Origin of the sequence: uncultured Mucilaginibacter sp. (genome assembly GCF_903893715.1) — a bacterium.
Lineage (GTDB): Bacteria > Bacteroidota > Bacteroidia > Sphingobacteriales > Sphingobacteriaceae > Mucilaginibacter.
Genome location: NZ_CAITNG010000033.1, coordinates 1 through 13,791, shown reverse-complemented (window position 1 = coordinate 13,791; position 13,791 = coordinate 1). Strand labels below are relative to the sequence as shown.

General features: G+C 44.0%; 15 protein-coding genes and 1 pseudogene. 10 read left to right on the top strand and 6 right to left on the bottom strand.

Translation table 11 applies throughout. The features are described from left to right. Positions 1-5: 5 nt before the first annotated feature. The 3 genes from QZX97_RS04320 to QZX97_RS04310 form a co-directional block, all read right to left on the bottom strand. Positions 6-1,193, bottom strand: coding sequence for a putative sugar nucleotidyl transferase (locus tag QZX97_RS04320; protein ID WP_295654551.1), 1,188 nt, complete (start codon positions 1,191-1,193; stop codon positions 6-8). A 66-nt stretch (positions 1,194-1,259) separates the two neighbouring features. After that, positions 1,260-1,505 (bottom strand): type B 50S ribosomal protein L31, encoded by a 246-nt coding sequence (locus QZX97_RS04315; protein WP_295654549.1) that lies wholly within the window; start codon positions 1,503-1,505, stop codon positions 1,260-1,262. Positions 1,506-1,642: 137 nt separating this feature from the next. Beyond that, complete coding sequence (locus QZX97_RS04310) at positions 1,643-2,119, bottom strand: hypothetical protein (RefSeq protein WP_295664250.1); 477 nt, start codon at positions 2,117-2,119, stop codon at positions 1,643-1,645. A gap of 331 nt (positions 2,120-2,450) precedes the next feature. Between QZX97_RS04310 and pflB the strand changes: the two genes are divergently transcribed. The 3 genes from pflB (at position 2,451) to QZX97_RS04295 (ending at position 5,738) form a co-directional block, all read left to right on the top strand. Continuing rightward, positions 2,451-4,685 carry a formate C-acetyltransferase gene (pflB, locus tag QZX97_RS04305; RefSeq protein WP_295654545.1) on the top strand — a complete coding sequence of 745 codons (2,235 nt, stop codon included), beginning with the start codon at positions 2,451-2,453 and terminating at the stop codon, positions 4,683-4,685. 71 nt (positions 4,686-4,756) lie between these two features. Further along, the gene (gene pflA / locus QZX97_RS04300) at positions 4,757-5,539 is read left to right on the top strand and encodes a pyruvate formate-lyase-activating protein (protein WP_295654543.1); all 783 of its coding nucleotides are present in this window, start codon (positions 4,757-4,759) and stop codon (positions 5,537-5,539) included. Between the two features lie 31 nt (positions 5,540-5,570). Continuing rightward, a complete protein-coding gene (locus QZX97_RS04295) occupies positions 5,571-5,738 on the top strand; it encodes a hypothetical protein (RefSeq protein ID WP_295664247.1) in 168 nt (55 codons plus the stop codon). 86 nt (positions 5,739-5,824) lie between these two features. On the opposite strand, the gene mce is transcribed toward QZX97_RS04295, so the two are convergent. Then, positions 5,825-6,226 (bottom strand): methylmalonyl-CoA epimerase, encoded by a 402-nt coding sequence (mce, locus tag QZX97_RS04290; protein WP_295654541.1) that lies wholly within the window; start codon positions 6,224-6,226, stop codon positions 5,825-5,827. A 118-nt stretch (positions 6,227-6,344) separates the two neighbouring features. Here mce and QZX97_RS04285 point away from each other — a divergent pair, with 118 nt between their 5' ends. The 3 genes from QZX97_RS04285 (at position 6,345) to QZX97_RS04275 (ending at position 8,596) form a co-directional block, all read left to right on the top strand. Continuing rightward, positions 6,345-7,556, top strand: coding sequence for an IscS subfamily cysteine desulfurase (locus QZX97_RS04285; protein WP_295654539.1), 1,212 nt, complete (start codon positions 6,345-6,347; stop codon positions 7,554-7,556). A 129-nt stretch (positions 7,557-7,685) separates the two neighbouring features. Further along, entirely contained in the window at positions 7,686-8,099 is a 414-nt protein-coding gene (iscU, locus tag QZX97_RS04280) for a Fe-S cluster assembly scaffold IscU (protein WP_295654537.1), read from the top strand. Between the two features lie 170 nt (positions 8,100-8,269). Next, a complete protein-coding gene (locus QZX97_RS04275; protein WP_295654535.1) occupies positions 8,270-8,596 on the top strand; it encodes an iron-sulfur cluster assembly accessory protein in 327 nt (108 codons plus the stop codon). Positions 8,597-8,658: 62 nt separating this feature from the next. Here the strand turns inward: QZX97_RS04275 and QZX97_RS04270 are convergent, their stop codons facing one another. Then, positions 8,659-9,717, bottom strand: a complete 1,059-nt coding sequence (locus QZX97_RS04270) for a hypothetical protein (RefSeq protein WP_295654533.1) — start codon at positions 9,715-9,717, stop codon at positions 8,659-8,661. Between the two features lie 664 nt (positions 9,718-10,381). After that, positions 10,382-11,374: a hypothetical protein gene (locus tag QZX97_RS04265; protein WP_295654531.1), complete on the bottom strand. Its 993-nt coding sequence runs from the start codon at positions 11,372-11,374 to the stop codon at positions 10,382-10,384. Between the two features lie 72 nt (positions 11,375-11,446). Here QZX97_RS04265 and QZX97_RS04260 point away from each other — a divergent pair, with 72 nt between their 5' ends. The 4 genes and pseudogenes from QZX97_RS04260 to QZX97_RS04245 all read left to right on the top strand — a co-directional run. Next, positions 11,447-11,899 (top strand): GNAT family N-acetyltransferase, encoded by a 453-nt coding sequence (locus QZX97_RS04260; protein ID WP_295654529.1) that lies wholly within the window; start codon positions 11,447-11,449, stop codon positions 11,897-11,899. Positions 11,900-12,648: 749 nt separating this feature from the next. Further along, a complete protein-coding gene (locus tag QZX97_RS04255) occupies positions 12,649-13,077 on the top strand; it encodes a VOC family protein (RefSeq protein ID WP_295654528.1) in 429 nt (142 codons plus the stop codon). 65 nt (positions 13,078-13,142) lie between these two features. Further along, the gene (locus QZX97_RS04250; RefSeq protein WP_295654526.1) at positions 13,143-13,433 is read left to right on the top strand and encodes a hypothetical protein; all 291 of its coding nucleotides are present in this window, start codon (positions 13,143-13,145) and stop codon (positions 13,431-13,433) included. A gap of 95 nt (positions 13,434-13,528) precedes the next feature. Next, positions 13,529-13,791, top strand: a pseudogene (locus QZX97_RS04245) (DUF1801 domain-containing protein); the annotation flags it as partial.

The following is a 13,791-nucleotide window of genomic DNA, read 5'->3' as shown; positions in this document are numbered from 1 at the left end:
TATTATTAAAATCTTCTGTATGGTTGTGTTAGTTCGAATACTTTGGTCAGGATGGCTTTTTCGTTGTCGTCGAATACCCGGCCGTCGCGCCTGTCGAATACGCGCTGAGCGGTATCCATCATCTTGTCTAAACGATAAAGCTCCATATGGTTTTTGCCGCCCCATCCAAAATCGGGGATAAAGTTAGGCGGGTATCCCCCACCAAAAACATTGGCGCCCACGCCTACCACCGTGCCGGTGTTAAACATGGTATTGATGCCGCATTTGGCATGGTCGGCCATAATCAAACCGCAAAATTGCATACCTGTGGGGCGAAAGTGCTGCGTGGTATAGTCCCACAGTTTTACTTCGGTATAGTTGTTCTTCAGGTTGGAGTTATTGGTATCGGCGCCAATATTGCACCACTCGCCCAATACCGAATTGCCCAAATAGCCCTCGTGTCCTTTGGATGAATAACCCCACAGCACCGAGTTGTTCACCTCGCCGCCAATACGGCAAAAAGGGCCAATAGTAGTGCCGCTGTATATTTTGGAGCCCATTTTCACCTGCGAATCATTGCACAACGCGAACGAACCGCGTATGGCGCTCCCCTCCCATACCTGCGAGTTTTTGCCTAAGTATATAGGGCCTATTTTGGTATTGAAAATGGAACACTCCGCCTCTGCGCCTTCTTCCACAAAGATATCATCGCCCATAATGGTGTTGGTGGAACTGATATTGGTGCTGGTACGGCCTTCGGTCAGGAGTTTATAGTCCTTGCGGATTTCGACCGGATTGTGTTTGAAAATATCTTCGGGGTATTTTATCGATATAAAAGTACCGTGATAATCGATGGGTTTGTATTTGGAAAAATCGGCGACGTTAAACTCTTTAGCGTCGCTTTCGTTCAGCTTTACGGCGATAAAAAGCCCGCCTTTTACCAAAACTTCCGAACCATGGAGCTTCACAATGGCTTCCAACAACTCTTCATCCGGGCAAACCGAACCATTGATAAACAGATTACGTTCCTCTATCACGAGCGGGAACTTGCCTTGTAGGTATTCCTGCGTATGAAATGAATGTTCGAGGTTAAAGTGTTTGGCCCATTTTTCGGCAATGGTGAGTATCCCTATGCGCATATCGGCAACGGGGCGGGTAAAGGTTAAGGGTAAAAGCGTTTGGTGCGCTTTATCGTCGAACAGGATGATCGCCATTGCACAAAAATAAAAAAAGTCCCGAAGCAAGGCCGGGACTTTAAAATATTATTTTTTAGAAACCGATTAGCGGTTGTAACGGTTCTTAAATTTATCGATACGGCCGGCGGTATCCACCAGTTTCATTTTACCGGTATAGAACGGGTGCGAAGTATGCGAAATTTCCAATTTGATCAATGGATATTCGTTACCGTCTTCCCATTTAATGGTTTCTTTGGTATCGATGCAAGATTTAGTCATAAAAGCGTAGTCGTTAGACAAGTCTTTAAATATAACCAATCTGTAATTTTTCGGGTGCAGGTCTTTCTTCATTGTAATATCTTTCCTTTCAAAAGAGGCGCAAATATAGTGTTATTTTTTATTTAGTAAAAATTAATTGAGAAATGTTTTTGATTTCGGATGTCGGATTTTCGATTTCGGATATGGTGTAGGAATGGTTTAGTGAAATCCTATTTGAAATGCTGTACTATCTCGGTCGCTCTACCGTATTTAAAATCAATTTCTAAATAATCAGGATCAATACCGGTAATTTGCGGCCTATATCCTAATTCATAGTACCAGGTTACCTCGCTATCCTTGTTTCCGCTATCACCCAAAATTTGTTTTACCTGCTGCTGTGTTTTACCAATAAGCATTTTACTGCTAATGATATCCTTTGAATATTCATACCGCCTGGTGCTATCGGCCAACCATTGTTTCTTGTCGAAATCGCGATTTGGATAATACTCGCTACAAAATATAAAAGCCGCGATAAACAATAGGTATATAATTGGTGAACCAATAATGGTAGCGAAACAGGTTAATAAAAGCCTTTTTGACCCAGGTTTGATATGCTTGAACAACCATCGCCAAAAGAAAAACATTGGTGTGCCCAGTACCAAAAGGATTATATACACCTCTAAACCAATTCCAAATAATTCAGGCATGTTCAGTAAAATCATCATTTAAAGATAAAGACAAATCCGAAATCGGATATTCGAAATCCGAAATATATATTCCTTTTTCCCGCTTTTTCACCCCCAATTAATCCTGCCAAAACCATGGTATTTATCACTTTTTACAAAACCCGATAAAAAAAACGCCACATTATATTAACAAAAAATCAATAAAACATGGACATAATTAACAATCTGTTAATTTATCAAGATTACAACTGTTAAAATTTTCAATATACTAATAGTTTTATTAGTGATTTAGCGCACGTTTGGGCATTTGCGACCAGAGTAACTTTGGTGTAACAAATTAATACCAAAACACATGAAAACCGCAGAAACACTGTCAAACTTTGAAACAGGCGAGTGGACAAACCACCTTAACGTTTACGATTTTGTTGTAAAAAACATTATCCCTTATACCGGCGACGCGTCCTTTTTACAGGGGCCATCGGCAAAAACAAAAAAGCTTTGGGAGGCCTGCGCGGCGGCTCTGGCCAAAGAGCGTGCAAACAACGGCGTGCTGGCTGTCGATACTGAAACTATCTCGTCCATCACCGCATTCGGCCCGGGCTATATCGACCGTAAAAACGAAGTAATAGCCGGTTTGCAAACCGACATGTTGCTGAAACGCTCCATGAAACCTTTTGGCGGCATAAAACTGGTAGAAAGCGCCCTTAACGAACGCGGCCTCAAAATATCGCCCCGCGTGCACGATATATTTAACTACGCCAAAAACCATAACGAAGGCGTGTTTAACGCTTACGATGCCGAAATAAGGGCTTTCCGTTCAAAACACGTACTTACCGGCCTGCCCGATAACTACGCCCGTGGCCGTATCATCGGCGATTACAGGCGTTTGGCCCTTTATGGCACCAACCAGCTTATACAGTTCAAAAAAACTGACCTTGCAGATGTAGCCGGCGAAATGACCGAACACAAAGTGCGCCTGCGCGAAGAAATAACTGCACAGATAGGTGCATTAAAGGATATGGCCACTATGGCAGCCACTTATGGTTTTGACATCACCAAACCTGCCCAAAATGCAACCGAAGCTGTACAATGGGTATACTTTGCATACCTGAGCGCTGTGAAAGAGCAGGATGGCGCTGCCATGAGCTTAGGCAATGTTTCGGCCTTTTTAGATATTTATATTCAACGCGATATTGAATGCGGATTGCTTAACGAAGAAGGCGCACAGGAATTGATAGACCAGTTTGTTATGAAACTGCGCCTGATTAGGCATTTGCGCCCTGCATCGTACGATGAAATATTTGGCGGCGACCCTACCTGGGTTACCGAAGCCATAGGCGGTATTCTGCACGACGGACGTACTAAGGTTACCCGCACTTCGTTCAGGTTTTTGCAAACACTGTACAATCTGGGTGCATCGCCCGAACCAAACCTGACCATACTTTGGTCTGAAAAATTGCCCGAAGGCTTCAAAAAATTCTGCGCGCAGGTATCTATCGATACTTCATCGCTACAATACGAAAACGACGACCTGATGCGCGAAAACCGCGGATCGGACGATTATGGTATTGCTTGCTGCGTATCCTACCAAAAAATAGGTAAATCCATACAACACTTTGGCGCACGTGCCAATCTGCCAAAAGCATTGCTGATTGCCTTGAATGGCGGCCGCGAAGAGTTGGATGGAACACAGGTAATAAAAAATATACCGGAACTGCCTGAAGGTGCATTGGATTACGACCTGGTGGTAGATGTGTTCAGCCGCACCCTGAGCGAACTGGCCCGTGTGTATGCCAAAGCCATGTTCATTATCCATTACATGCACGATAAATACTATTACGAACGTGCGCAAATGGCATTGGTTGATACCGACCCGCATATTGACATTGCTTATGGTGCTGCCGGTATATCTATTATTGCCGACTCTTTATCGGCCATAAAATATGCCAAAGTAACCCCTATACGTAATGAAAAGGGCCTTACCGTTGACTTTAAAATTGAAGGCGAATATCCTCAGTTTGGTAACGACGACGATCGTGTGGATGAAATTGCAAAAGAGGTTACCCATATTTTTGTTACCGAGCTGCGTAAACACATGGCCTACAAAAATGCAACTCCTACCCTGTCGTTGCTAACCATCACATCCAACGTAATGTACGGTACCAATACCGGCGCCACTCCCGACGGGCGTAAAGCCGGCGAACCGTTTGCACCTGGTGCCAACCCAATGCACGGTCGCGACTGCAGTGGCGCCATTGCATCCTTAAACTCGGTTGCAAAATTGAAATATTGCGACGCGCAAGATGGCATATCCAACACCTTTTCGGTGGTGCCAAAATCGCTGGGCGATACACGTACCGAGCAGGTAGATAACCTGGTGCACACCTTTGATGGTTACTTTAACCAAGGCGCGCACCACCTGAACGTAAACGTGCTTGACCGTGCTACGCTGGTTGATGCTTATGAGCACCCCGAGTTGTACCCGCAATTGACCATCAGGGTATCGGGCTATGCCGTTAACTTTGTAAGGCTATCGCGCGAGCATCAGTTGGAAGTAATCAACCGTACTTTCCACGAAAGTATGTAAACTGAATTTTTGTGTTAATTTGGGGGCCGGATTTGCTTTAATAAAGTCCGGCCCTTTTTTAATTATAAACCATGTACTTGCCTTTACAGGATATTGAAGCTGCTCATCTCAACGTAAATGACCCTGACCATTTACGCATTCACTCGTTGGAAACCTTTGGCACACACGATGGCCCCGGCATACGCATGGTGGTGTTTGTGCAGGGCTGCCAGTTTAGGTGTTTGTATTGCCACAACCCCGACTCGTTGGATGTTAAAGGTGGCATATTGGTGGAGATTGATGAACTGGTAAAACGTGCCGTACGCCAAAAAGGCTATTTTGGCGATAGCGGCGGCGTAACCGTATCGGGCGGCGAGCCCTTGCTGCAGCGCAGTAAACTGACCACGTTTTTTAAAAAGCTGAAAGAACAGGGCATACATACCTGCCTCGACTCGAACGGGAAACTCAACACGCCCGACGTGCACGAACTACTGAACCATACCGACCTGCTGCTGCTCGATGTAAAACACATCGACGATGAATGGCACCAAAAACTGACCAAACAAAGCAACAAAACTACGCTGCAACTGGCCGCCTATCGCGAAAGCACCGGCAAACCCATGTGGTTACGTTATGTGCTGGTACCCGGCTGGACAGACCAACCCGAATACCTGGAACAATGGGCGCAGCATTTTGGCAACTATAAAACCGTTGAAAAAGTGCAGATTATCCCCTATCACCAGTTGGGTATACACAAATGGGAGGCAATGGGTTTGATTTACCCCTTAATTGGTACACCTATACCTACGTATGATGAAAAGGAACGTGCTAAAGGGATATTTGAAAAGTATTTTGAGGATGTGGTGGTGGTGTGATTTTTCTTTTGAGGCATCAAAAGAAACAAAAATGCTTGTCAGCAGGAATGTTTCTTTGCCGCACTTGCCCTACCGCACAAGCCGGATGAACCACGGGCTGCAACCTTTTTCCGCGTTCGCGCACCTGGCCTACGCTTCAGGAAAAAATTGCTATGCCCTCTCCCCGCGCTCCTGCCCTGCCTGTTCATCCAGCTTTTAGCCGAAACTTACCTGCTGACGAGAGTGAATCATATATTTTGGTTTAAAATAAATCCGAAATCCCACATCAGAAATTCGAAATAAAACCTATCCAATCTCCTGGCATAACTCAATCAGCACCCCATTCACCCCCTTCGGATGTACAAAGCAGACCAGTTTATTATCGGCGCCTTTCTTGGGTTCTTCGTTCAATAAGGTAAAACCTTCGGCCTTGAGGCGGGCCATTTCGGCGCGGATGTCGGTTACATCGAAGGCGATATGGTGGATGCCTTCGCCCCTCTTTTCGATGAATTTAGCAATGGGGCTGTCGGGGCTGGTGGCTTCCAAGAGCTCTATTTTATTAGGGCCGGTCTGCATAAAAACCGTGTTAACGTACTCGCTGGCCACACTTTCGGTTTTATATACTTTGGTATTGAGCAGGCGCTCGTATATGTCGGTGGCGGCGGCCATGTCGCGCACGGCAATGCCTATGTGTTCAATCTTGTTCATTATCCAAATATTGCAAAATAATGACTGCCTACTGCATTTTTCTTCACTGTTTATAATGATTTTAAATAAAACAATTCCTTATATTTGAAGCGTTATTTAAACTTAATCTAATTAAGCAATGAATCTGCCGATATATTTAGACAATAATGCCACTACCCCAATGGATCCGAGGGTGTTGGACGCTATGCTGCCTTACTTTACCAACAAGTTTGGTAATGCCGCAAGCCGTAACCACCCTTTTGGCTGGGTAGCCGAAGAAGCCGTTGATTATGCCCGCGAGCAGGTTGCCAAACTGATTGGCGCCAGCGAAAAGGAAATCATCTTCACTTCGGGCGCTACAGAAAGCGATAACCTGGGTATAAAAGGCGTTTTTGAAATGTACCAGGAAAAAGGTAACCACATCATTACTTGCACTACCGAACATAAAGCGGTGTTGGATACCTGTAAACACCTCGAAAAATTAGGTGCCCGCGTAACCTACCTGCCGGTACAAAGCGATGGTTTACTTGACCTTGCCCTGTTGGAGCAACACATGACCAGCGAAACCATTTTGGTTTGCGTAATGTATGGCAACAACGAAATCGGCGTGATACAACCTGTTAAAGAAATTGCAGCCATAGCCCATAAATTTGGTGCCCTGTTTATGACAGACGCCACACAGGCCGTTGGTAAAGTACCTGTTGACGTTATAAAAGACGGCATAGATATTTTGGCCATGACCGCGCATAAAATGTACGGACCCAAAGGTGTAGGCGCGTTATACGTTCGCCGTAAAAACCCGAGGGTTAAAGTTACCGCCCAAATGGACGGTGGCGGCCATGAGCGTGGTATGCGTTCGGGTACCTTAAACGTACCGGGCATTGTTGGTTTTGGTAAAGCCTGCGAAATTTGCCTACAGGAAATGGAAAGCGAAGCCAAACGTTTATCTGCTTTGCGCGATAAACTGGAAGCATCGTTAACCCAACTGGAAGAAAGTTATGTAAACGGAAATGTGGCACACCGTTTGCCGCATGTTGCCAATATATCGTTCAAATACGTAGAGGGTGAAGGCTTGATGATGGCGATGAAAGATTTGGCGGTATCTTCGGGTTCGGCTTGTACTTCGGCATCTTTGGAGCCATCATACGTATTGAAGAGTTTAGGCTTGTCGGACGATTTGGCACACTCTTCCATCCGTTTCGGTTTAGGCAGGTTTACCACCGAAGAGGAGGTAGATTACGCCATCGAGGTGACCAAAAAAGCGGTGACCCACCTGCGCGACCTGTCCCCTTTATGGGAAATGTTTAAAGAAGGCATCGATCTGGATTCGATCGAGTGGGCGGAACATTAAGGGAAGAAGTCTGAAGTCGGTAGTCCGAAGTCAGAAGTGTTTTTTGAAATTTAATAGATAACTAAAAATAAAAATATTGCACCGTTTAAAGACTTTTTACTTAAGACTTTAAACTAAATACTTAAAAAAATGGCTTATTCAGATAAAGTAATTGATCATTACACCCACCCCCGCAACGTTGGTACTTTGGATAAAAGTAAGAACAGCGTAGGCACAGGGCTTGTTGGCGCACCGGAGTGCGGCGACGTAATGCGTTTGCAAATTGAGGTTGACGAAAACAACGTCATCACCGACGCAAAATTTAAAACCTTTGGCTGCGGCAGCGCTATCGCGTCATCGTCGTTAGCAACGGAGTGGTTAAAAGGCAAAAGCATCGACGATGCCATGAAGATTGACAACATGGATATTGTGGAAGAACTGGCCTTGCCACCGGTAAAAATCCACTGCTCGGTTTTGGCCGAGGACGCCATTAAAGCTGCCATTAACGATTACCGCGTTAAAAACGGTATGGAAGCGTTGGTAAGCGACAAGGTGCACCACTAATAGTATTGAGATTTGAGTATTGCGTATTGCGATAACCAAATCTCTTTTTTACGAGTAACTATTTAGACTTAAACTTAATAAGCTTAGGGTCGTCTAAACAGTAATAACAAATTGATGTTCGTACTGCGCGTGTTTATCGCAATACGAATATCGCAATACGCATTACAAACATGGTAACAATAACCGATAAAGCAAAAAGCAAAATAGGCCAGCTGATGGATGAGGCAGGGATGGATTCGTCCTATTTCCTGCGGGTATCTGTACAGGGCGGCGGTTGCTCGGGCTTATCATACAACCTCGATTTTGATAACGAAGAAAAAAAGGGCGACCAGTTTTTCGAGGACAAAGGCGTTCGTTTTTGTTTGGATATGAAATCGTTCCTTTACCTGGCAGGCACCGAGCTTGATTTTAGCGACGGCCTGAACGGCAAAGGTTTTAACTTCCATAACCCCAACGCCACGCGTACCTGCGGTTGCGGCGAGAGTTTTTCTGTATAATTTACAAGTGTTTTAAATAGTTTGTGGACAGGGTGCTGATGTATCAGTGCCCTGTTTGCGTTTTATGGAACATATACAATACCACTTATAAAAGCGCGTTGGCTCGATAAAATGACCGGATTGGCGCCGTTTGTCCAATAGACGCCTAATGTTGGCGAGGTGCCGTTATAACCTAATCCGGCTACGTATACATTACCATTATTTACACATATTGCATTTGCAAACGACCCATCGAAACCAGTGTTAAGATTTGTAATGATGCCATTTTTAGCATATCCTGCTACGGTATGTATATTGGTGGTACTAAATATGTTTCCGGCGACATACACGTCCGTACCCTGTACTGCAATGCTGCTAACAGTCGCAAAGCCCGTTAAGTAAACAGGTACACCATTTTTCCAATATACAGGCAAGTCGTACTGGTGTTGGGCATTTGCCTGTTCAACGCCCAAAACATAAACATCACTGCCTGATACCGCGATACCAATATCTGTACCTGTAGTTAATGTAGCCATCGCCCCATTTTTCCAGTACACAGCATTAAAATCAAATTCTCCGCATATATATACATCCGAACCCGAAATGACTATACCGTTGGCTCCTGTTCCAAGTAATGGTTGCTGGCCGTTCGTACTTAAATAATTGATAGTGCCATTTTTCCAATATACGGCCATACTACCTGCACTAATGGAAAAAATGGTCCCTGAAACATATACATCATTCCCTGAAACCGCTATGCCGAAAACATTTACAGAGTAATTTGCAGGCACTTCAAAAGGCGCTGATATTACACTGTTCTTCCAATATACAGGCTTATTTTGGGATAGCCCGGTTACGTACACATCTTTGCCTTGAAACGTAATGCCATGCGTGTCTCCACTTACAGTCGGCAAACTAAACATAGACCCATTTAGCCAAACATTGGCAGCAGCAATACTATCGTGCAGTGGCACAGTACCCGATATATACACACCCGATGCCTGCACATAAGGCACCGAGCCGGGGGTAATAGCGTAGTTGATGGAAACTATATCGCTTTGTGCAGGTTTTTTACAAGCACTTAAAACGATAAAAAGCAACACGAAAGGATACACTAAACTTTTTTCGGGAATAATAAACATATCAATAAGGCTAATAATTGTTTATATAAAAATAAAGAAGATATTGTAAGCCTAATATTAACTAATTAATGTATTTGTGAGTTTTTAATTGTTCAGGATATGGTCGGTGTAAGCTAATTTCTTTTCCATATCTCAAAAATTTTCGCTATATTGTGTTTTTGTTTTGTTGAAAGGTTGTAAAGTTGGAATGTTAAAATTATTCTTACAAAATCCCCCCCCCCCTTTTTTGGAGTGGCAGTGGCAGCAGACAGTAGCAGGGGGGAAATGGTTCTTTGAAATATCTCACTTTTACCCCCCATTCTTTTTAGTGGCAGTGGCAGTTAAGAGTAGCAGGGAAAGAAATGGTTCTTTGAAATATCCTACTTTTACCCCCCCCCCTTTTAGAGTCAAGAGTCAAGAGTCAACAGAAAAAAATATCCTACTTTTACCTCCCCCACCGTCCAATGACTAAATGACGCAATGATTAAATGACTTATCTTGAAAAATACCTAATTTAGTACATCATTTTCCTGTGGTGTAACGGTAGCACGGCAGATTCTGGCTCTGTCGGTCGTGGTTCGAATCCATGCAGGAAAGCTTATTGGTTCATTGGTTCATTGGTCATTGGTGCATTGTCGCTTTGAGACCTGTGATTTGCACATTAGGAAATACGCACATTTGCACATTACTTCAACACATCTACCATATCATACGAAAGCGGGTTCGAGTTACCTTCGGGGCGCTTGTTATAGGCCGAAAAGATGATGCACTTTTTATCCTGATCGATACCCGGAAATAGCTTACCGATGACTTTTTTTACACCTTCGAACTCTTTTTTGAGCGCCACAGTGTCCCTTACGTCAATCTTGGTGAGGTACTTAATGGTCGGCGCATAGCCGCCGCCCGGCATAGTTTGGGTCATTATCCTAAAGATGGCCGGGCTGCCCGGAGCGGGTATAATAATCGGGAAGTTATACTTATTGTAAGCATCGGTCGATACCTCACCGTAGAATTTGGCAATATCGTCTTCCTGTTTGTACTGCCAGGTTTCGGCAGGGCGCAGGCATTTGGTAGCGTATTCAAGATTGTTCATGGCATCCACCAGGAAGCCTTTGTTGTAATCGGCTTTGGCAAGGGCATATAGTTCGGGCGCGGTTTTACCATTAATGGCATAGTGGTCAAAATGTAATTCGCCCAGTCTCCAGCCATAGTCGTAATTGCCGTAAACCGCTGTGGCCAACCATTTATCGCCGCCTTGTTCAAGCACCATGAGTGCCACGTAGGTTTCGCGGGTCGAGGCGCTTATGGGTAGTTTATAAAGACTGTCAGGCGGACGCAGTGTGTAGCTGGTATCGGATGCTTTGGTTTTTATATAATATTGATCGAGTATGGTATACTTACCGGCTTTACTCTCGTTGTACATCATCTCGAAGGTGCGCTTGTATTTGGGGTCGGCCAACATTTCGCGCGATAACAAGCCTTCAATAGTTGGCTCGTCATTGCTTTTGGCGGCAGCAAACAATTGGTCGGTAAGTGCTTTAAATTTGTCGCGTTTGCCGCTGCTGATTTTATCGTTGATGTAGATGCCGTTTTTATCGGGCGCGCAGCTATGTAACGCAGCGGCAATTAAAAACAGGGCGCAAAGGCGGGTAAAAAAGGTTGGTATAAAGCGCATCATGATGATTTAGGTTATAGTCCAAATATGTGCATATTTTATGAGAAATTTTGAAAAATAGCGATATTTTAGGGTATGGATTTAAAACTGGTTCGCAGCGGTTCGGATAGTCCCGATTTCAAAGCGTTAGTAGCCCTGCTCGATAAGGAACTGGATGAGCGTTACGGTGCGCAACAAGAGTTTTTCGGGCAGTTTAACAGTCTGGCACAGATAAAACAGGTGGTTGTAGCTTACGCGGATGATGTACCTGCAGGCTGCGGCGCCATCAAAGAATATGAAGCCGCGACTACCGAAGTTAAGCGGATGTTTGTAAAACCGGGGTTTAGGGGCAAAGGGATTGCCGCCGCTATATCAGCGGAACTTGAAAAGCGGGCGAAAGAATCGGGCTACAGCCATACCATCCTGCAAACCGGGCTTAACCAGCCGGAGGCAGTGGCTTTGTACGCCAAAGCAGGGTATTGGCACATTGAAAACTACGGGCAATACGCGGGGACTGATGATAGTATTTGTATGAAGAAAAAGTTATGACTGTTTTTTATCCCATTTATTGATAAACTCGCGAAGCAAGTCATTTTGCTCTTTTTTTAGTCTCAAAAACCGGGTTACCCAAACATAAATAAGAATGAGTGTAGTAAGTAATAGTACCAATAGAAACAGTGGCCATAATAAAAGCAGCAAATATGGCGAGTTGTCCATGAACGTAAAAATACCTGTCATAAGTTTAGTTTAGATAGACCAAAGTAGCATTTATTTTTAACTAAAATAACATAAAAACAATAAAATGAATAATATACAACCCTTCCACATCGCTATACCGGGGTATTAATTGATGAGGAAAAGGTTATAAATTTTGCAACGTAAACCAATCATCAATGGAGTATATACCCTACCTAATATTAACACCACTGGCATTTTGTTTTGGTTTCCAATACCAAAATTCAACTGTTAAACGAGAGGTTTTTTTTAATTCGGGCTGGTATAGGTTTTTGCAACTAATGTTTAGCCTGTTACTTATAGCACAGTTTTCTATTATTAGGGCGCTATTTGGTTACCAGGAAAACTGGACAAAGATGCTTGCTGTTACGGGAACGTTCTATTTGTTTATGATCACTATAAATTCGGTGTTTTTGCGGATATCTAAGAGGATAACAACACTCGAATGTGTGTTCTATTTTTTGATCTCATTAGCACTCATCGCGTACTTCCTTTTCATATTGGGGGAAGCGTTAGCAGCAACTGCTGCACACCACCCTTAGCTATTTATAACAACATACTATATGAGCAATATACAACCTTTCCACATCGCCATACCGGTTTACGACCTGGAAGCAGCCCGCAAATTTTACCGCGAGGTACTGGACTGCCCTGAAGGCCGCTGCGACACCCTCTGGACCGATTTTAACCTATACGGGCATCAATTGGTGATCCATTACAAACCCAAACTGGCCGATGCGCCACAACTGCACCATAATCCAGTCGACGGGCATGATGTACCTATCCCCCACTATGGTGTGGTGTTGGAATGGGATGCCTGGCACGAACTGGAAGCCAAGTTGGAGAAGCACAACATCAAATTTGTGATAGAACCGGGCATCCGTTTTAAAGGCAAACCCGGCGAGCAGGCCACCATGTTCTTTTTGGATCCTTGTGGAAACGCACTGGAGTTTAAGGCATTTAAGGATATAGGGCAATTGTTTGCGGTATAAACAAAACAATCTTATCCGTCCATTGTTGCCATATCATAAGTTTAACCCTTATAAAAACGAACAAGATGGATAAGATCAGGAAATTTGATTTGATGGAGAAAATTGTCCACGAGTTGGAGGATTTAAAGAACAGCCAAACGGCTTTGATACAAAAGCTGGCTAAAATTGAAGTAGATAATATGGACCTCGGCGATAAGCGTCTGGAGAAAGACCTGCCCGATATGCACCAGCGCGTGGCTGATAACCTGGACGCTGTAAAGAGCATTTTAGAATACTTTGCCGGGCAAACCGACACGTTTAGTGCTAAAAACAATATCGCTGCGTTAAAAGAGCAGGAAACGATCAACAACTTATAGTTTTCCCTGTACCAATGAAAAGCCATCCATTATTCAACGGATGGCTTTTTTGTTTTTTGATATTTTAGCTATATTTAGGTTACAATTCCATCAGCATGGCAAAAAATAAAACCAACGAAACCGAAGTAAGCGTTGATGACTTTATCAATGAGATACCCGATGAGAAAAAACGGGCCGATAGCTACCGTATGATCGCGATGTGCAAGGAAGTTACCGGCCTTGAACCTAAAATGTGGGGGCCAAGCATTATTGGTTTTGGTACCTATCATTACCAATATGATAGTGGCCATGAAGGCGATATGCCATTAGCGGCTTTTTCTCCACGAAAGGATGCTATCAGCATATACCTCTGTTCGGG